Raw genomic sequence first — 18621 nt, 5'->3', positions numbered from 1 at the left:
ACAGAAGGGGCCGGTGGGCCGGTCACGGCGCACGGCCCCCTCACTCCACCGGCGCGCTCCCCGTCAACGACGTCAGGCTCGCCCGGATGTGGTCCATGTGGGCGCGCACGTTGTCCTCCTGCTCGCCGTGCTCGCGCAGCACCCGGTCCGTCTCCCGGGCGATGCGGTCCTCCCGGATCCGGGCCTCGGCGACCAGGCCGGACGCCCGGGCCTCGGCCTCGGCCTGGAGCTGCGCCGCGGACTCCTCCGCCTCCGCGAAGGCGCGCCTGGCCTCGGCGAAGGCGGCCTCCGCGCGTTCCACGAGCTCCCTCTGCCGGGCTTCCGACGCGGCCTCCCGTTCGGCCTCCTCGCGCTCCGCCTCCGCCCACCGGGCGGCGTGCTTCGCCTCCTGCTCACCGAGCAGCCCCTCCGTGCGCTCCCGCACCACCCGCAAGGTCTCCAGCGCCTCCCTGCGCGCCTCCTTCACCTCGCACCGCGCCGTGATCCGGACGTCGTCCGCCTCGGCCCGCGCCGCGAGCAGCCCCTGCCGGGCGTGCTCCTCCGCCTCCTCGCGCACCCCGTCGGCGTGCGCCCGCGCGGACTCCCGCACCGCACCCGCCGCCGCCTCCGCCTCCTCGGCGATCCGCTCGCACTCCCGGCGGGCCTCGGCCCGTACCGCCTCCGCCTGCTCCGCACCCAGCTCGAACAGCTGCCGGGCCCGCTCGCCGAGCGCCTCGTACGTCTGCGGGACGAGCCGCACCACGGTCTCCCGCAGCCGGACCGCGTCCTCCTCCATCTCCCTGGCCAGCACGGTCAGCCGCGCGGCCCGCTCCCACGCGGCGTCACGCTCCGCGGAGAGCGCCGCCTCGTGACGGTCGACCTGCTCGGGTCGGTAACCGCGCCGCACGACCGCGAAGCCGTACCGCGTCACCGGCTCGCTGCTCATCCCTGGACCCCTCTCCGCCGTACCCACACCACATGACGATCGCGAAAAAACGAACAAGTCGCGCACATCTTGATGGATAGGAGCGAAGGGCCCATAACGCGACACTCCGGCCAGGGGTCACGGCTGACGGACGCACCCGGGAGGGCGCCCGGAAGCACGCGGAAGGGCCGGGCCCCATCGTGCGACCGGGCCCGGCCCTCCACTGCTCCACTCGGACCAACGCGGCACCGCGCCGCGTCAGCACCACCTCACAGCAGTCCGTCCCACATCTCCTCCAGCAGCACCGACCACCAGCTCTCCGGCGAACCCAGCGCCGCCGGATCCAGCGCCGCGAGCTGCGCCTGGAAATCGACGGTCCAGCGGCCCGCCTGCTCCTGGTTCAGCCCGTACCGCAACCGCCACATCCGACCCAGCAGCGCCAGGCAGCGCTGGAACTCCAGCAGCCCCGTGTTCACGAACTGCGGCGGCACCGGCGCACCACCGGGACCGGCCTCCACGGGCACGGCCACGATGTGCGCCGTCCCGTACTGCACACAGACCGCCTTGCCGAAGTCACTGCCCACGACCAGGTACGAACCCGCGTCCGACGCCGGCTGCACCCCGCGCTCCTGCGCCAGCTCCGCCAGCGTCGGCACCGGCCGCCCCGGTTGCGCCTGCGCCCAGAAGAACGGACCCATGTCGAACGGCAGCCCGGCCACCACCAGCGCGTGCGCCACGAGCGGCGGCACACCCTGCCGGGACACCGCCTGCTGGTCGAACCGGAAGATCCCCGGCCCGAAGGCCGCCCCCAGCTCCTGCGCGACACCCTCCGGCGGGACCGGCGGCGCGGGCGGCACCGGCGGCAGCGGCGCCCGCACCGGCGCCGGCCGCGCCGGACCGTCCGCCACCTCGTGCAACTCCCCCTGATGCGCCAGCAGTTGCGCCATGCCCTGCTGCCGCGTGGCGTGGTCGGTGCCGTACGGGGCGATGGACGTGATGCGCGCGTTCGGCCACTGCTCACGGATCATCCGCGCGCAGTATGCACCCGGCAGCTCGCACGACTCCAGCTCCGTGTGCAGCTCCAGCACCGCCTCCGGCGGGACGTTCAGGCCGCGCAGCTCATGGAAGATCTGCCACTCCGGATGCGGCATGCCCGGCGCGGACCGCCGGATCACCTGCTGCTCCGAACCGTCCGGCGCACGGAACCGCAGCACCGCCTGGTAACCGGGACCCACGGTCGGCTGCCCGGCGGGCGGCGCCTGCGGATAGCCGTACGCCGGGGCCACGGCCGGAGGCACGTGCGGAGGCGACACCGGGGGCGTCCCCGGAGGGACCCCGGGAGGACCGGGCGGCTGCGGCGGACCGGGCGGCGGCGCACCCTGACCGACGGGCGACGGCCCGGCCAGCATGGTCTCCGCCTGGTGTACGGCACCGCCACCGGGAACGCCCGGAGGCGGCGGAGTACCCGGCGGACCGGGCGGCTGCGGCGCACCGGGACCACCGGCGGCCGGGGAACCGGCCCGCACCGTCGCCGCGTGCCGGACGCCACCCGGAGGCGTACCGCCCGGCGAACCCTCGGGGCCGTCCGCACCGAGCTGGGAGACCAGCTGCGTCGGTACGTACCCACTCGCCGGGGTGCCGGGCACACCCGGACCCGACCGGGGCGGACCGGGCGGCGGCGGACCCGGCGGACCGGGCGGCGGCGGAGGAATGACCGCACCGCCCTGCGTGCGCACCGAACCGTGCGCCCCACCGGGGCCGGGCGCACCGGGAGCATGCGTACCGGGGGCGGGAGTACCTGCGGTGGGAGTACCTGCGGTGGGAGTACCTGCGGTGGGCGTCCCAGGCACCGGAGTACCAGCCGCAGGCACGCCAGACGCGGGCGTCCCAGGCACCGGAGTACCAGCCGCAGGCACCCCAGGCGCGGACGTGCCAGGCGCAGGCGTACCCGGCGCCGGAGTGCCAGACCCGGACCCACCAGGCGCAGGCACCCCAGACGTGGGCGTCCCAGGCACCGGAGTACCAGGCGCAGGCACGCCAGACGCGGGCGTCCCAGGCACCGGAGCGCCAGACGCAGGCGTACCCGACGCCGAAGTGCCAGACCCGGACGCACCAGGCGCAGGCGCCCCCGCAGCCGGTGTCCCCGGCGCGGCGCCCGGGTCCGGGTCCTGCGGCGCGCCGTGCGCCGCTCCACCCGCTCCACCCGGCGCATCCACCGCACCCGCGGAAACCCCACCGCCGGCCGCCGCCCCGGCCACGGCCCCGCCGCCCGCGAGCAACGCGGTGCTCCTGTCCGGCGGCAGCACCCCCGGCGGCGGCGTACGCTCCTCCTCCGCCTCGCTCAGCGGCGGCGCGAACACGGTCTCCGGCAGGGGCACCGAACGGTCGTCCTCGGCACCGGCGTTCGTGTCCGTGCCCGCCCACGGCGTCGCCCCGGCGGGCGTATCGGCGGCAGGCGTACCCGCGGCAGGGGTACCCGCCACGGGCCACGGCGTGGCGTCGGCCGGAACCGGCGGCCCGGCCGCCCTCCCCGGCGATGGCGACGGCGACGGCGACGGCGACGAACCGTCCCCGCCCCCCTCGGACGCGTCCGCCCTCCGTCCCGGCACACCCAGCTTGTCCGCCGCCTCCTGCAACCACTCCGGCGGCGTCAACAGGAACGACGTCTGGTTCAGGTCCACCCGCGCCGGGGGCGGCGCCGGCACGGCCCCGGCGGCCGCGTCCGTGCGGCCGTACAGCTCCTCGTACCGCCGGATCACCTCACCCACCGGCAGCCCCGGCCACAACGACGCCTCGCCGCTGTCCCGGGCGATCACCACCCGCTGCGCGCCGCCGTCCGAACGCGGACCGTCCGCCCTGTCCTCGGCCCAGACCACGAAACCCAGCTCGAACTCCCGCACCCGCACCTCACGATGCTGGTAACCGGGCACGTCACCATTGATCCACTCTTCCGCGCGCTCCTGCGCCTGCGAAAAGGTCACCATCGCGGCACTCACTCCCCCGCCGGAGACGTCGAGAGACCGGAAGCCGCGGAAGGCGCGGCCGAGACGGGCACGGCACGCGCGAAGCCCCCGTCCACCATCAGGTTCGCCACCGTCTCCAACTCCGGCGGACTGCCCGCCAGCCGGGCCAGGAACGCGTCGAAGTCCTCACCGCACGGCAGCAACAGCCGCTCCACCCGCTCCTCCGGCGCCCACGAGGGATCCACGTCACGGGCGTCGTCGTACGCGCAGAACCACACCGACCCCACCCGGTCACCTCTCACCTTCACGGCCAGCAAACCGCCCTGCACGAAGGCCACACACAGGTAGTCCTTCGTCAGATGGTCCCGCAGGCACTTGTTGACGTACACGAGATCGTTGACCGCGGCCTCGTCCCGCACCGTGAAGAACGGCTGGTCCACCAGCAGACCCAGCTCCGCGTCGAGCGCCACCCCCGCCGGAGCGCACCCGCCGGCCGCCTTCAGGAACGACCGGTACGCCCCGGGGAGCCGGTACCCCAGGTCCTCCTCGACACCCACCACCTGCTGCTCGGTCACCGACACCAGCGACTTCGGCAGCCCGAAGTGCGCGGGCCGCGTCTCCTGCAACGGCCGTGTCCCCCGCTTGCCGTGGTCCACCGCCGCCGTCGCCACCCCGCCGTGGTGCCGCAGCAGCGCCTTCACCTCCACCGGGACCAACTCCAGCCGCCGGGCGCCCGGAACGTGGTGCCAGGTCCACCCGTGCGGCGTCGCCACCGCCGGAACCGTGTCCCACAGCTCGTGCCCGGACGCGGCCAGCGCGGCGTTCGCCGACACGTAGTCCGTCAACCTCAGCTCGTCCACACCGAACCCTTCCGGGGGATCGGCGATCTCCGCAGCGGCACGCGCGTAGGGCGAGAAGTCCGGGTAGCCGTGCGCGTCGACCCGCACACCCCTCGGATGACGCGCGGCCCGCACCGGGTCCGGGAACTGCACGACCTGCCCGGCGTAGGCCGCGTTCGGCGGCGCGGCTCGCTCCCCGAGCCGACCTGTCGTCATGGCGGTTGCCCCCTGCGGCGTTCTGTGTGGCTGTGTGGATTCGCGACGGTCGACAGCCTAAGCGGTACGGCGACACCGGTCACCGGGCGTCCGCCTCGGTGACCACCCGTCACCCACCGGTGACGCACCGGCCAAGCCCTGGCGTGTCGCACCGCCCCAGCTTCCGCACCGGCCACGGCGTTTGGCAGTCTGTGTCCGCTGCAGGGGGACCTACCGGGAGGGGATGACGATCATGAACGCGGCGACGCGGGCCAATGCGCCCGGCGACCCCCGGGTCGGCTGGAGCACCACCGAGGCACCCCACGCCCCCGTCCTCCTCCACCGCCGCGACGGCATACTCCCCACCATCGCCGCCGCCCTCTCCGTACGCGGCGCCACCACCCTCACCGGCACCGCCGCCCGCAGCGACACGCCACCACCGCTCCACCCCCTCGTCCAGGACTTCCTGGACTCCCTCGCCGCCGACCGGCGCGACCGCTTCACCGGCCGCTGCGCCGAGGCGATCCTCATCTCCCGGCACATCGCCGCCGCCGACGCCACCCGCAGCAAACGCGCCTCCCGCAAGCCCATGACCAACGGCGAGGCCCGCAAGGCGCTGAAACACGCCAAACTCACCGCCCGTCGCATCCGCGAGGACGGCGACCCCCTGCACGGCAGCTTCGCCGCCCCCTGCCGCGCCTGCGAAGCCCTCAGCGCCCACTTCGGCGTACGGATCGTCGACCCCGCGCAGAAACCCTGACCACAACACCACGCACCACGGCGCGTCACCTGACCGAACCGACGGCCGCCGCGCCCCATCCCTCGACGAACGACGAACGAAGGGCAGATGCAAGCCGACCCCTCCTCCCGCAAGGCGCCGACGCTCCCGACCCAGCTCGGGCAGGTAGGACCACCGTCCCGCTTCGCCGCCCCCGTGGACACCGCCCTGCGCACCGCCGGCTGGCAGCCCGGCCGCTGGGACATACGGCAGGCGGAGATCTGGGCCGACACCCTGCGCGACCACATCTCCCCCGCCGGCCACCGTCACGCCGTCTTCCCCGCCGCCGTCGAGGCCTGGTCCGAGTTCGGCGGCCTGCACATCACCTCACCGGCACCGGGCCGCCAACTCGCCCCCGCCACACTCCACCTGGACCCCCTGCACGGCCTCCACATGGCCCGCACCCTGGGCGACCTCGGCCGCGCCCTCGGCACCGAGGTCGCCCCCCTCGGCCTGGAACCCGACACCCACACCCTGCTCGCCCTCGACAGCGCCGGCCGCGCCTACGCGCTCGACCACACCGGCGACTGGTACCTGGGCCCCACCGTGGACCACGCCCTCACCACCCTCCTGACGGGCACCACTCCGGTACGCCTGACAGCGGGCTGACACGGCACACGGCACGACGAAGAGGGCGTCCCGGGGAATGAAGAACCCGAGACGCCCTGCACATCCCGCCGAACACGCCCTCCGCACACCGCCGAGGCCGTACGCGGTCACGCCGCCGGAATCACCGCCGACACCCGGAAACCCCCCGCGTCCGTCGGCCCCGACACGAACACCCCGCCCAGCGCCGTGACCCGCTCCTTCATCCCCACCAGCCCGTTCCCGCCCGAGGGCAGCCGCGCGGACGACGCGTCCCCCGGCTCCGGCGGCGGCTCGTTCTCCACCTGCATCGCGATCTCCGCACTCCGGTACGCGAGCCGCACATGCGTTCTCGCGCCCGCCGCGTGCTTGTGCACGTTGGTCAGTGCCTCCTGCACCACCCGGTACGCGGTCTGCTCCACCTCACGGGCACACTCCCGCGCCTCCCCCTGCACCGACAGCCGCACGACCATCCCCGCCGCCGCCGACTGCCCCACCAGCTCCTCCAGCTCCGCCAGACACGGCCCCTCACCGGCCTCCCCCGCACCGGTGCCGACGGCAGCCGCCGCGACCGCCACCGCGGCGGGCGACGGCGCCGCCACCGGAACCCGCTCGCGCTCCGGCTCGGACACCTGCCTGGGCACCACGCTCCGCCGCGCCGCCCCGTCCCCCGGACCCGACTGCGCCGAACCCGTCTCCGACCGCAGCACCCCGAGCATCTTCCGCAGCTCCGTCAGCGCCTGCCGCCCCATGTCCCCCACCAGCGCCGCGTTCTTCACCGCCTTCTCCGGATCCTTGCGGGCCACCGCCTGCAACGCCGCCGCGTGCACCACCATCAGAGACACCCGGTGCGCCACCACGTCGTGCATCTCGCGCGCGATCCGCCGCCGCTCCTCGCCCCGCGCCCACTCGGCCCGCTCCTCGGCCCGCTCGGCCAGCAGCTGCAGCTCCCGCTCCAGCGAGTCCGCCCGCTCCCGCAGACTCTCCATCAGCCGCCGCCGCGCCCCCACGTACAGCCCCAGCAGCACCGAGGGCGCCGTCAGCCCGATCGCCAACGTCAGCGCCACGAACGGCGGGAACCACTCCCCACCCAGCTCGGAGGTGTGCCGCACACCCCGCGACGTCTCCACGATCGCGACGATGAACGTACCCACGAACGACATCCCCGACAGCGCCGCGATGACCCGCCGCGGCGCCTCCGACGCGGCCAGCGTGTACAGGCCGAGGACGCCCATCAGCAGGCCCATCTGGGCCGGCGTGATCGCGATCGACACCAGCACCACGGCGACCGGCCAGATCCGCCGCACCAACAGCACGGAACCGGCCACCAGACCGAACGCCACACCCGCGAACACGGGTACGCCCGCGTCCCGCGCGAAGGTCACCCCCTCCGCCGCGCACTCCAGCGCGGACACCAGGGCGAGCCCCACGTCCAGCGCCGCACCGCGCCTGCGCCTCCACCACCACGGACCCGCCGGACCTGCCCTGGTCCCGGTTCCCGCGTGGTCTTCCCCCGTCGTGGTCATGCACCCAGCCTACGGTCGCCGACCGCGGCTTTTCCGGTGAGTTTCCCGTACTGGCCTACACCACACTCCGTGACCGGACGGAAGCGAAATGCACCGATCTACCTCGAACTGCTGAATCGCTCACCGTTCGACCCCGGAAGCGATCATTCCGCCCGGACGGTAGGCGCATGGCACGTTCATCCGACAAGTACGCGGACTTCGAGGGGTTGCGGGCACGGGCGGTCGCGCTGCGGCGCGAGGGCCGCAGCCTCCGGCAGATCCGTGACGAGCTGAAGGTCTACAACAACGACATCCTCAACCAGCTGGTGAAGGGGGAACCGCCGCCCGAGTGGACAAAGCGCCCGCGAGCCAAGGACGACCTCCGCGCGAAAGCCCGTGAACTGCGCCTGCAGGGGTGGACATACGACCGGATCGAATCGGAACTCGGCTGTTCCAGGAGCTCGGTGTCGCTGTGGGTGCGGGACCTGCCGAAGCCCACGCCGCGCTACACACCCGAGGAGCAGCGAGCCCTCATGAACGAGGGGCTGGCCCGGTTCCGCTCAGCACGGAACGAAGAACTGCAAAGCGTCAAAGCCGCAGCCCGACAGGAGATCGGCGACCTCTCGGACCGCGAGCTGTTCATGGCCGGTATTGCGCTGTACTGGGCGGAGGGCGCCAAGAGCAAGCCCTACGCTCGGCGCGAGCGCGCCGTCTTCATCAACAGCGACCCCGGCGTCATTCTCACCTACCTCGCATGGCTCGACCTGCTCGGCGTCGAGGAGAACCGCCTCGGCTACCGGGTCCTCATCCACGAGTCGGCGGACGTCGATGCGGCTCTCAGGTACTGGGCAGATGTCGCCGCTGTCGACACCGCCGTCTTCGCGAAGCCGACGCTCAAGAAGCACAACCCCGTGACCGTCCGCAAGAACACCGGCGACGACTACCACGGCTGCCTGGTCATCACCGTGGCGAGAAGCGCTGATCTGTACAACCGCATCGAGGGCTGGTGGTACGGAATCGTGGCCCAAGCGAAGGAACGTCTCCGGTAAGGTCAGACGTGCTGTCCCCCGTGGTGTAACTGGCAGCACACTAGGTTTTGGTCCTAGCAGGACAAGGTTCGAATCCTTGCGGGGGAGCCACAGCACACATCACCCAAGTTCGGGTCCTGACCCAAGTCGGGACCCGTTCACATTTGACCCCCACTACGCCCCGGTATCCTGCGGATGACCCACCCCACCCATCCAAAGCCGAAGGGCACACCGTGAGCGCCATCTGCCCGGCCGCCGTCGTCGTACTCGCAGCGGGTGAGGGCACCCGTATGAAGTCGGCCACCCCCAAGGTCCTGCACAGCCTCTGCGGCCGATCCCTCGTCGGTCACGTCCTCGCCGCCGCGCGCGAGTTGGAGCCGGAGGAGCTGGTCGTCGTCGTGGGCCACGCCCGCGAGCAGGTCTCGGCCCACCTCGCGGAGATCGACGCGAACGTACGGACCGCCGTGCAGGCGCAGCAGAACGGCACGGGGCACGCGGTCCGCATGGCCCTGGAGGAGCTCGGCGGCACCGTCGACGGGACGGTCGTCGTCGTCTGCGGCGACACCCCGCTGCTCACCGGCGAGACGCTGAGGAAGCTGGCCTCCACCCACGCCGCCGACGGCAACGCTGTCACGGTCCTGACCGCCGAGGTTCCGGACGCGACCGGTTACGGCCGCATCGTGCGCGACGGCGCCTCGGGTGCCGTGACCGCGATCGTGGAGCACAAGGACGCCACGGAGTCGCAGCACGCGATCCGGGAGATCAACTCGGGTGTCTTCGCGTTCGACGGGCAGCTGCTCGCGGACGCGCTGGGCAAGGTGCGGACGGACAACAGCCAGGGCGAGGAATACCTCACCGACGTGCTCGGCATTCTGCGCGAGGCCGGTCACCGCGTGGGCGCCTCCCTCGCGGCCGACCACCGCGAGATCGTCGGGATCAACAACCGCGTGCAGCTCGCCGAGGCCCGCCGCATCCTGAACGACCGGCTGCTGACCGACGCGATGCTGGCCGGTGTGACCGTCGTCGACCCGGCGACCACCTGGGTGGACGTCACGGTGACGTTCGAGCAGGACGCGGTGGTGCACCCGGGGACGCAGCTGCTGGGGACGACGCATGTCGGCACGGGCGCCGAGGTGGGGCCGAACAGCCGGCTGAAGGACACGCGGGTCGGCGCGGGTGCCCGGGTGGACAACACGGTGTCGGACGGCGCGGAGATCGGCGAGGACGCGACCGTCGGACCGTACGCGTACCTGCGTCCGGGCACGCGGCTCGGGCGCAAGTCGAAGGTCGGCACGTACGTCGAGACCAAGAACGCGTCGATCGGCGAGGGCACGAAGGTGCCGCACCTGTCGTACGTGGGGGACGCGACGATCGGTGAGTACACGAACATCGGCGCGGCCAGCGTGTTCGTGAACTACGACGGCGAGGCGAAGCACCACACCACGGTCGGCTCGCACTGCAAGACGGGCTCGGACAACATGTTTGTGGCGCCTGTCACGATCGGGGACGGCGCCTACACCGCCGCGGGCTCTGTGATCACCAAGGATGTGCCGCCCGGTTCGCTGGCCGTCGCGCGCGGTCAGCAGCGGAATATCGAGGGTTGGGTGGCTCGTAAGCGTCCGGGCAGCGGCTCGGCGAAGGCGGCCGAGGCGGCTCGCCGGGAGGCGGCCGGCGAAAGCTGACCGGAAACAGGTACGTCCGGGACGGCGTACCGTGATAGGTGCCATCACCCTTCAGCTGAGACGTTCCCCCATGCCCAGCTGAGACACCTCTGAGGAGATTGTGCTGTGACCGGGATCAAGACGACCGGCGAGAAGAAGATGATGTTCTTCTCCGGCCGCGCCCACCCCGAGCTTGCCGAGGAGGTCGCCCAGCAGCTGGGTGTCGGGGTCGTCCCGACGAAGGCCTACGACTTCGCCAACGGCGAGATCTATGTCCGTTACCAGGAGTCGGCGCGAGGCGCGGACTGCTTCCTGATCCAGAGCCACACGGCTCCGATCAATAAGTGGATCATGGAGCAGCTGATCATGATCGACGCGCTGAAGCGTGCGTCGGCCCGCTCCATCACGGTCATCGTGCCGTTCTACGGTTACGCGCGGCAGGACAAGAAGCACCGTGGACGTGAACCGATCTCGGCGCGTCTGGTCGCGGACCTGATGAAGACGGCGGGTGCGGACCGGATTCTCACGGTGGACCTGCACACGGACCAGATCCAGGGCTTCTTCGACGGTCCGGTGGACCACCTGTTCGCGCTGCCGCTGCTGGCGGACTACGTGGGCAACAAGGTCGACCGTTCGAAGCTGACGGTGGTGTCCCCGGACGCCGGCCGGGTGCGGGTGGCGGACCGCTGGTGCGACCGGCTGGGTGCGCCGCTGGCGATCGTGCACAAGCGGCGTGACAAGGACGTCGCGAACCAGGTGACGGTGCACGAGGTGGTCGGTGATGTGAAGGGCCGGGTGTGTGTCCTGGTCGACGACATGATCGACACGGGTGGCACGATCTGTGCGGCGGCGGACGCGCTGTTCGCGCACGGTGCGGAGGACGTCATCGTGACGGCGACGCACGGTGTGCTGTCGGGTCCGGCGGCGGACCGGCTGAAGAACTCGCGGGTGAGCGAGGTCGTGCTGACCAACACGCTGCCGACGCCGGGTGAGCTGGGCCGTGACCTGGACAAGATCTCAGTGCTGTCGATCGCGCCGACGATCGCGAGCGCGGTGCGTGAGGTGTTCGAGGACGGTTCGGTGACGAGCCTGTTCGACGAGCAGTAGGACACCCACCGGGGCTTCCCCGGGGTGATCGATTTTCCTGCGGCCTCCCTGGCCGAGTACCCTGATGAGGTTGCTCGGCGAGGGAGGCCGTCTCCGTTCACGCGGATACGGCGGTCCGTTATCGACGCGCTCTTCGTAGCAGGCCGTTCGTGGCCGGGTGACCACGACCGTTTCCGTCGTACGCCCCTTGTGCGGGTTCGTACGACCGCTTACTTCTACGAGGAGTGAACATGTCCGAGGTGAAGCTCACCGCCGAGACCCGTACCGAGTTCGGCAAGGGTGCGGCCCGTCGTATCCGCCGTGACAACAAGGTCCCGGGTGTGCTGTACGGCCACGGCTCGGCCCCGCTGCACCTGACGCTTCCGGGCCACGAGCTGCTGCTGGCGCTGCGTACGTCGAACGTTCTGATCGCCCTGGACATCGACGGCAAGACCAACGAGCTGGCGATCCCGAAGGCCGTGCAGCGCGACCCGCTGAAGGGCTTCCTGGAGCACGTCGACCTGCAGCTGGTCAAGCGGGGCGAGAAGGTCACCGTCGAGATCCCGGTCCACGCCGAGGGCGAGCTGGCCCCGGGCGGCAACCTGCTGGAGCACGTCCTGGACGCGCTGCCGGTCGAGGCCGAGGCCACGCACATCCCCGAGTCCGTCACCGTCTCGGTCGCGGGCCTGGAGGCCGGTGCGTCCGTCCTGGCCAAGGACATCACGCTGCCCGAGGGTGTCTCGCTGAACGTCGAGGAGGACGCGGTGGTCCTCCAGGTGCTGGCCGCGCAGGCGGAGGAGCCGTCGGAGGGGGCCGCCGAGGGCGGCGAGGCCACCGAGGCCTGATCCTTCGGCAAGGATCCCCGCAAGGGGTTCCCGGGGCAGAATGCACATCAGCCGCCGGGCCCGCGCCGCGAGCGCGGGCCCGGCGGCTGACGCATACGTGAGGAGACATGGACGTGACGACCGACGCGGGCGCCCCCTGGCTCGTGGTGGGCCTGGGCAATCCGGGCCCCGGGTACGCCATGAACCGGCACAACGTGGGGTTCATGGTGGCGGATCTGCTGGCGGAGCGGATCGGCGGGAAGTTCAAGCGGGCCCAGAAGGCGCAGGCGCAGGTGGTCGAGGGGCGGATCGGTCCGCCCGGTCCGGGCAGCCGCCGGGTGGTGCTGGTCAAGCCGACGTCGTACATGAACCTGTCGGGCGGTCCGGTGAACGCGCTGCGGGAGTTCTACAAGGTGCCGGTGGGCAACATCGTGGCGGTCCATGACGAGCTGGACATCGACTACGGGACCCTGCGCCTGAAGCTGGGCGGTGGGGACAACGGTCACAACGGGCTGAAGTCGATGACGAAGGCGATGGGGCCGGACTACCACCGGGTGCGGTTCGGGATCGGGCGGCCGCCGGGCCGGATGCAGGTGGCGGACTTCGTGCTGAAGGACTTCTCGGCGGCGGAGCGCAAGGAGCTGGACTACTTCGTGGACCGGGCGGCGGACGCGGTGGAGTGTCTGCTCGCGGAGGGGCTGGAGCGGGCGCAGAGCTCGTACAACTCCTGATCGGGCAGTGACGTACGCGGACAACTGCCGACTTGTCCACCCGCATTCTCGGCCGAAAGTTGACCGATCGCGGCGCCATGGCCAATTATCGCCGCCATGCCAGCCAGGTCAGCCGTGCCAGCCAGGTCAGCGTCGCGCAGGACCCGCCGGGGCGCGCGCACCGTGCTGCGGTTCGGCCGTCTCGCGGCGATGGGTACGGTCGCCGCGCTGATCCTGGTCGCCGGGGTGTGGGCGTCCTGGGGCACGGCCCAGCACGTGATGCTCAGCAAGGGGCGCGAGCAGGGCACGATGAAGGTGACGGAGTGCGGCGAGGACGTGTGCGCGGGGCCGTACACACCGGTCTCGCCGGGGTCCGAGGCGCGGCACCGGGTCGTGATCGACGACTCGGTGGCGGTGGACGAGGGCGGGACCTACTCGGTCGCGGTGAAGCCCGGCGGCGACGGCGGCAGCGTCGACGTGGTCCGTACCGGTGCCTCGGGGCTGCTGTACGCGTGGGTGCCGCTGGGCGGTGCGCTGCTGCTGAGCTCGGTGGTGGTGGCGGGCGGTCTGCGGATGAGCCGGTCGGCGTGGGTGCTGGGTGGCGTGGGACTGGCCCTGATCACGGCGGCGTACGTCGCGCTCTGAGGGTGGTGGCTGCTCATGGTGGTGCCCCGTGGCCGTACGGCCACGGGGCACCACCATGAGCACCGGGTGTCTCAGCCGGTGTTGCGCAGGCCGGCCGCCACGCCGTTGACGGTGAGCAGCAGGGCGCGGGCCAGCAGCGGGTCGGGTTCGGCGCCCGCGGCGGCGGCGTCGCGCTGGCGCTTGAGGAGCGCGACCTGGAGGTAGCTGATCGGGTCGAGGTAGGCGTCGCGGATGGCGAAGGTCTGCTGGAGGACGGGGTTGGCGTCCAGCAGCTTCTCCTCGCCGGTGATGCGGAGGATCTCGCGGACGGTGAGCTCGTGCTCGGCCTCGATGGTGGCGAAGACGTGGCGGAGCTCCTCGGGGACGAGGGTCTCGACGTAGTGGCGGGCGATCCTGAGGTCGGTCTTGGCGAGGGTCATCTCGACGTTGGAGACGAAGTTGCGGAAGAAGTGCCACTGTTCGTGCATCTCTTCCAGGACGCTGTCGAGGCCGGCCTCGCGCAGTGCCTTGAGGCCGGAGCCGACGCCGAACCAGCCGGGGACGATCTGCCGGGACTGGGTCCAGCCGAACACCCAGGGGATGGCGCGCAGTCCGTCGAGGCCGGCGCCGGAGTCGGGGCGCCGTGAGGGGCGCGATCCGAGGTGCAGGTCGGCGAGCTGGTCGACGGGGGTGGCGGCGAAGAAGTAGGAGGGCAGGTCGGGGTCCTCGACCAGCTTGCGGTAGGCGGCGTGGGCGGCGTCGGAGACGACGTCCATGGCGGCGTCCCAGCGGGCGAGGGCCTCGACGGACTGGCGGGGCGCGGTGTGCAGGGCGGAGGCCTGGAGGGTGGCCGCGACGGTGAGTTCGAGGTTCTCCCTGGCGAGGGACGGCACGAGGTACTTGTCGGAGATGACCTCGCCCTGTTCGGTGACCTTGATCTCGCCTTCGAGGGTGCCCCAGGGCTGGGCGAGGATCGCGTCGTGGGAGGGGCCGCCGCCGCGTCCGACGGTTCCCCCGCGGCCGTGGAAGAGGCGGAGCCGTACGCCGTAGCGGTGGGCGACGTCGCGCAGGCGGCGCTGGGCGCGGTGGATCTCCCACTGGCTGGTGGTGATGCCGCCGAACTTGGAGGAGTCGGAGTAGCCGAGCATGACCTCCTGGACGTCGCCGCGCAGGGAGACGAGGCGCCGGTAGGAGGGGTCGGAGAGCATGTCCTCCAGGATGGTGTCGGCGGCCTTGAGCTCGTCGGTGGTCTCCAGCAGCGGCACGATGCCGATCCTGGCCCAGCCGGCGTGGAGGTCGATGAGTCCGGCCTCGCGGGCGAGGACGGTGGCGGCGAAGACGTCGTCGGCGCCCTGGCACATGGAGATGATGTACGACTCGATGACCTCGGGTCCGAAGACCTCCAGGGCCCGCTTGACGGTCTCGAAGACGCCGAGGGTCTTGCTCCCGGCCGCGTCGAGCGGGGCGGGGGTCGGCGCGAGGGGCCGCCTGCTGCGGAGTTCCTTGGCGAGCAGCTTGTGCCGGTACTCGCGGGGCATGTCCTCGTAGCGCCAGGACTCCTCGCCGAGGCGGTCGAAGAGCTGGCCGAGCGCGTGGTGGTGGGCGTCGGCGTGTTCGCGGACGTCCATGGTGGCGAGCTGGAGGCCGAAGGCGGCGAGGGTGCGGATGGTGCGGTTCATCCGGCCGTCGGCGAAGAGGCCGCCGCGGTGCTCGCGCAGGGAGGTCTGGATGAGGACGAGGTCGTCGAGGAGTTCGGCGGTGCCGAGGTAGTCGTGGCCCTCACGGTGGGGGGTGCCCTTGGCGAGGCGCTGCTTGGTGTTCTCCAGCTTCTGCCGGATGGCGGTGGCCTTGAGCCGGTAGGGCTCCTCGGCGTTGAGGCGCTTGTAGCGGGGGCTGATCTCGGGGAGGGCCTCGAGGTCGGCCTGGAGCGAGGCGAGGAGTTCCTCGGTGGCGCCGGTGTAGCGGATGGAGTTGGAGAGGAAGCCGCGCAGCTCGTCGATGAGGTCGAGGGCGTCGTTGATGCCGTGTTCGTGCTGGAGGATCAGCACGTCCCAGGTGACCTGCGGGGTGACGTTGGGGTTGCCGTCGCGGTCGCCGCCGATCCAGGTGCCGAAGGTGAGCGGGCGGGTGTCGTCGGGGAGGGTCACGCCGACGCGTTCGAGTTCGGCGGTGAGGTCCTCGAGGACGTCGCCGACGGCGTTCGCGTGGAGTTCGTCGAGGTAGTAGATGGCGTTGCGGGCCTCGTCGGCGGGTTCGGGGCGGACGACGCGGAGTTCGTCGGTCTGCCAGACGAGGTCGATGTTCTCGGCGAGACGGATGTCGTGGCGGCGCCGGTCGGACTCGATGACCGGGGTTTCGAGGAGGGCGGCGATGCGGCGGAGCTTGTTGAGGACGGAGCGCCGGGCGGCCTCGGTGGGGTGGGCGGTGAAGACGGGCCGCACGTTGAGGTTGGCGACGGTCTCGCGCAGGTGTTCGGGGTCGGCGTCCTTGAGGCGGTCGGCCGTGCGGGCGAGGAGGCCGCCCTCGGCGGAGCGCCTGGCGCGCAGTTCCCGGCCGCGGTGGACCTGTTCGGTGACGTTGGCGAGGTGGAAGTAGGTGGAGAAGGCGCGGACCAGCTTGGCCGCGGTCTCCAGTTCGGTGCCGCGCAGCAGTTCGGCGGCGGCTTCACCGTCCTCACGGGTGAGGCGGCGGACCTTCTCGACCAGCTCCAGGAGTTCCGGGCCCTCCTGCCGGACGAGCGTCTCGCCCAGCAGGTCGCCGAGGCGGCGGATATCGGCACGCAGCTCACTGCTGACCGTCGTGGTCTGGTCGTCGGCACTGCTCACAGGTGCGGCTCCTTGCAGTTGCAGTGTTGAAGCTCGTCTGGGAGGGGGGCACCCGGCTGCCGGCCGGGCGGCTGAGCCGCGTACGGCCGGGCGACCGGGCAGTATTTCGCAGCGGACCGCGCTGTCCGACCGACATCAAGGATAGGTGTCGAAGGGGTCCATGGGGACGCGCGGGCTCAAGGGCTCTTGCCGCCGGCCACCGCGCTGCCATACTTACGATGCCGTAGGTTACGGAACCGTAGGGAGCCCCACCGTCCCCCACGGACCGCCGCCGCGGGCACCTGCCCCGATCCTCGACCCCACAGGGGACGCCCCATGACCACAAGCTCCGATGTGATCGAAGACGCCCCGGAGGCGAACGGTCCCGATGGGACCAAGGCATCCACGACAGCCAAGGCATCCGGAGGAGCCGCGGATACCAAGGGTTCCCGGGCCGCCTCCGCCACCTCCGCGACCGACACCCCCCTGCCCTCGGCGACGCTGGGCGGCGAGCAGAAGCGCTCGGTCGAGCAGCTGGCGCTGCTGGCGTTCATCACCGTCCCGTTCCTGGCGCTGGTGGCGGCGGTGCCGCTGGCCTGGGGGTGGGGCGTGAGCTGGCTGGACCTCGGCCTGCTCGTGTTCTTCTACTTCCTGGGCTGCCACGGCATCACGATCGGTTTCCACCGGCACTTCACGCACGGTTCGTTCAAGGCGAAGCGTCCGCTGAAGGTCGCGCTGGCGATCGCGGGTTCGATGGCGGTCGAGGGGCCGCTGGTGCGCTGGGTGGCGGACCACCGCAGGCACCACAAGTTCTCCGACGCGGAGGGCGACCCGCACTCGCCCTGGCGGTACGGGGAGACGGTCCCGGCGCTGTTGAAGGGCCTGTGGTGGGCGCACGTCGGCTGGATGTTCGACGAGGAGCAGACCCCGCAGGAGAAGTACGCGCCGGACCTGATCAGGGACCCGGCACTCCGCGCGGTCTCCCGCCAGTTCGTCCTGTGGACGGCGCTGTCCCTCCTGCTGCCCGCGCTGATCGGCGGTCTGGTGACGATGTCCTGGTGGGGCGCGTTCACGGCGTTCTTCTGGGGCTCGCTGGTCCGGGTGGCCCTCCTGCACCACGTCACCTGGTCGATCAACTCGATCTGCCACGCGGTCGGCAAGCGCCCGTTCAGGTCGCGTGACCGTTCCGGCAACGTGTGGTGGCTCGCGATCCTGTCCTGCGGTGAGTCCTGGCACAACCTGCACCACGCGGACCCGACCTCCGCGCGGCACGGTGTGGAGCGCGGGCAGCTGGACTCCTCGGCCCGGCTGATCCGCTGGTTCGAGCAGTTCGGCTGGGCGTACGACGTGCGCTGGCCGTCACGCTCGCGTATCGATTCCCGCCGCAACACGGACCAGGACGGCTCCCGACGCAAGAAGGCGGCCGTCAAGGCGGCATGATGGGCGGGTGGCGACCGATTCGAGCAGTACTCCCAGCAGTGACAAGCCGCGGCGCACTCGCCGGACTCGGATGACGGGCGCCGAGAGACGTCAGCAGCTCCTCGAGATCGGCCGCACCCTGTTCGCCGCCAAGGGCTTCGAAGGCACGTCGGTGGAGGAGATCGCGGCGAAGGCCGGGGTCTCCAAGCCGGTGGTGTACGAGCACTTCGGCGGCAAGGAGGGCCTGTACGCGGTGGTGGTGGACCGCGAGATGCGGCGCCTGCTGGACATGGTGACCGGCTCCCTCACCGCCGGCCACCCCCGCGAACTGTGCGAGCAGGCCGCCTTCGCGCTCCTGGACTACATCGAGGAGTACACGGACGGCTTCCGCATCCTGGTCCGCGACTCCCCCATCCCGCAGTCCACGGGTTCCTTCGCGTCTCTCATCTCGGACATCGCCACCCAGGTGGAGGACATCCTGGGCCGCGAGTTCAAGAGCCGCGGCTTCGACCCCAAGCTCGCGCCGCTGTACGCGCAGGCGCTGGTCGGCATGGTGGCGCTGACGGGCCAGTGGTGGCTGGACGTGCGCCGCCCGAAGAAGGCCGAGGTGGCGGCGCATCTGGTGAACCTGGCGTGGCACGGGCTGGACGGGCTGGAGCAGAAGCCCCGGCTGATAGGACACAGGAAGAACTGACA

The 18621-nt window shown here is 71.7% G+C and carries 15 protein-coding genes and 1 tRNA gene; 11 read left to right on the top strand and 5 right to left on the bottom strand.

Annotation, left to right across the window (positions count from 1 at the left end):
* Window positions 1–40: 40 nt before the first annotated feature.
* The 3 genes from IEZ04_RS18020 to IEZ04_RS18010 form a co-directional block, all read right to left on the bottom strand.
* Window positions 41–925 (bottom strand): coiled-coil domain-containing protein, encoded by an 885-nt coding sequence (locus tag IEZ04_RS18020; protein ID WP_189217907.1) that lies wholly within the window; start codon window positions 923–925, stop codon window positions 41–43.
* A 248-nt stretch (window positions 926–1173) separates the two neighbouring features.
* A complete protein-coding gene (locus IEZ04_RS18015; RefSeq protein WP_189217906.1) occupies window positions 1174–3888 on the bottom strand; it encodes an SUKH-4 family immunity protein in 2715 nt (904 codons plus the stop codon).
* Window positions 3889–3896: 8 nt separating this feature from the next.
* Window positions 3897–4922 (bottom strand): SMI1/KNR4 family protein, encoded by a 1026-nt coding sequence (locus tag IEZ04_RS18010; protein ID WP_189217905.1) that lies wholly within the window; start codon window positions 4920–4922, stop codon window positions 3897–3899.
* A gap of 223 nt (window positions 4923–5145) precedes the next feature.
* Between IEZ04_RS18010 and IEZ04_RS18005 the strand changes: the two genes are divergently transcribed.
* A complete protein-coding gene (locus IEZ04_RS18005) occupies window positions 5146–5661 on the top strand; it encodes a YwqJ-related putative deaminase (RefSeq protein ID WP_189217904.1) in 516 nt (171 codons plus the stop codon).
* Window positions 5662–5748: 87 nt separating this feature from the next.
* Window positions 5749–6288 carry an SUKH-3 domain-containing protein gene (locus tag IEZ04_RS18000; RefSeq protein ID WP_189217903.1) on the top strand — a complete coding sequence of 180 codons (540 nt, stop codon included), beginning with the start codon at window positions 5749–5751 and terminating at the stop codon, window positions 6286–6288.
* 107 nt (window positions 6289–6395) lie between these two features.
* On the opposite strand, the gene IEZ04_RS17995 is transcribed toward IEZ04_RS18000, so the two are convergent.
* Window positions 6396–7790: a sensor histidine kinase gene (locus IEZ04_RS17995; RefSeq protein WP_189217902.1), complete on the bottom strand. Its 1395-nt coding sequence runs from the start codon at window positions 7788–7790 to the stop codon at window positions 6396–6398.
* A gap of 167 nt (window positions 7791–7957) precedes the next feature.
* On the opposite strand from IEZ04_RS17995, the gene IEZ04_RS17990 reads away from it, so the two are divergent.
* From IEZ04_RS17990 to IEZ04_RS17960, 7 genes are all read left to right on the top strand, one after another.
* Window positions 7958–8818: a hypothetical protein gene (locus IEZ04_RS17990; RefSeq protein ID WP_189217901.1), complete on the top strand. Its 861-nt coding sequence runs from the start codon at window positions 7958–7960 to the stop codon at window positions 8816–8818.
* Window positions 8819–8832: 14 nt separating this feature from the next.
* A tRNA-Gln gene (locus IEZ04_RS17985) sits at window positions 8833–8908 on the top strand.
* A 122-nt stretch (window positions 8909–9030) separates the two neighbouring features.
* Window positions 9031–10479 carry a bifunctional UDP-N-acetylglucosamine diphosphorylase/glucosamine-1-phosphate N-acetyltransferase GlmU gene (gene glmU / locus IEZ04_RS17980; protein WP_189217900.1) on the top strand — a complete coding sequence of 483 codons (1449 nt, stop codon included), beginning with the start codon at window positions 9031–9033 and terminating at the stop codon, window positions 10477–10479.
* A 105-nt stretch (window positions 10480–10584) separates the two neighbouring features.
* Window positions 10585–11565 carry a ribose-phosphate diphosphokinase gene (locus tag IEZ04_RS17975; protein ID WP_189217899.1) on the top strand — a complete coding sequence of 327 codons (981 nt, stop codon included), beginning with the start codon at window positions 10585–10587 and terminating at the stop codon, window positions 11563–11565.
* Between the two features lie 230 nt (window positions 11566–11795).
* On the top strand, window positions 11796–12389 hold the full coding sequence (locus IEZ04_RS17970; protein ID WP_189217898.1) for a 50S ribosomal protein L25/general stress protein Ctc: 594 nt from the start codon (window positions 11796–11798) through the stop codon (window positions 12387–12389).
* Window positions 12390–12496: 107 nt separating this feature from the next.
* On the top strand, window positions 12497–13099 hold the full coding sequence (gene pth / locus IEZ04_RS17965) for an aminoacyl-tRNA hydrolase (RefSeq protein WP_189217897.1): 603 nt from the start codon (window positions 12497–12499) through the stop codon (window positions 13097–13099).
* A 96-nt stretch (window positions 13100–13195) separates the two neighbouring features.
* Entirely contained in the window at window positions 13196–13723 is a 528-nt protein-coding gene (locus tag IEZ04_RS17960) for a hypothetical protein (RefSeq protein ID WP_373296327.1), read from the top strand.
* Between the two features lie 71 nt (window positions 13724–13794).
* Here the strand turns inward: IEZ04_RS17960 and ppc are convergent, their stop codons facing one another.
* The gene (gene ppc / locus IEZ04_RS17955) at window positions 13795–16527 is read right to left on the bottom strand and encodes a phosphoenolpyruvate carboxylase (RefSeq protein ID WP_189217896.1); all 2733 of its coding nucleotides are present in this window, start codon (window positions 16525–16527) and stop codon (window positions 13795–13797) included.
* Between the two features lie 315 nt (window positions 16528–16842).
* Between ppc and IEZ04_RS17950 the strand changes: the two genes are divergently transcribed.
* The gene (locus tag IEZ04_RS17950; RefSeq protein WP_229821099.1) at window positions 16843–17946 is read left to right on the top strand and encodes an acyl-CoA desaturase; all 1104 of its coding nucleotides are present in this window, start codon (window positions 16843–16845) and stop codon (window positions 17944–17946) included.
* A 7-nt stretch (window positions 17947–17953) separates the two neighbouring features.
* The gene (locus tag IEZ04_RS17945; protein ID WP_189217895.1) at window positions 17954–18619 is read left to right on the top strand and encodes a TetR/AcrR family transcriptional regulator; all 666 of its coding nucleotides are present in this window, start codon (window positions 17954–17956) and stop codon (window positions 18617–18619) included.
* The last annotated feature ends 2 nt before the right edge of the window (window positions 18620–18621 follow it).

The sequence above is a fragment of the Streptomyces ruber genome (assembly GCF_014648075.1).
Classification (GTDB): Bacteria; Actinomycetota; Actinomycetes; order Streptomycetales; family Streptomycetaceae; genus Streptomyces; species Streptomyces ruber.
Note: the sequence above shows the minus strand (reverse complement) of the source record. Positions and strands in the feature narration are given on the sequence as shown.

Excerpts from the sequence above, each read along its gene's own strand:
- IEZ04_RS17950 (WP_229821099.1), top strand. The coding sequence starts at position 16,843 with ATGACCACAAGCTCCGATGTGATCGAAGACGCCCCGGAGGCGAACGGT.
- IEZ04_RS17990 (WP_189217901.1), top strand. The coding sequence starts at position 7,958 with ATGGCACGTTCATCCGACAAGTACGCGGACTTCGAGGGGTTGCGGGCA.
- IEZ04_RS18020 (WP_189217907.1), bottom strand. The coding sequence starts at position 925 with ATGAGCAGCGAGCCGGTGACGCGGTACGGCTTCGCGGTCGTGCGGCGC.
- IEZ04_RS17960 (WP_373296327.1), top strand. The coding sequence starts at position 13,196 with ATGCCAGCCAGGTCAGCCGTGCCAGCCAGGTCAGCGTCGCGCAGGACC.
- pth (WP_189217897.1), top strand. The coding sequence starts at position 12,497 with ATGGACGTGACGACCGACGCGGGCGCCCCCTGGCTCGTGGTGGGCCTG.
- IEZ04_RS17995 (WP_189217902.1), bottom strand. The coding sequence starts at position 7,790 with ATGACCACGACGGGGGAAGACCACGCGGGAACCGGGACCAGGGCAGGT.
- IEZ04_RS18005 (WP_189217904.1), top strand. The coding sequence starts at position 5,146 with ATGACGATCATGAACGCGGCGACGCGGGCCAATGCGCCCGGCGACCCC.
- IEZ04_RS18000 (WP_189217903.1), top strand. The coding sequence starts at position 5,749 with ATGCAAGCCGACCCCTCCTCCCGCAAGGCGCCGACGCTCCCGACCCAG.
- IEZ04_RS18015 (WP_189217906.1), bottom strand. The coding sequence starts at position 3,888 with ATGGTGACCTTTTCGCAGGCGCAGGAGCGCGCGGAAGAGTGGATCAAT.
- IEZ04_RS18010 (WP_189217905.1), bottom strand. The coding sequence starts at position 4,922 with ATGACGACAGGTCGGCTCGGGGAGCGAGCCGCGCCGCCGAACGCGGCC.
- IEZ04_RS17970 (WP_189217898.1), top strand. The coding sequence starts at position 11,796 with ATGTCCGAGGTGAAGCTCACCGCCGAGACCCGTACCGAGTTCGGCAAG.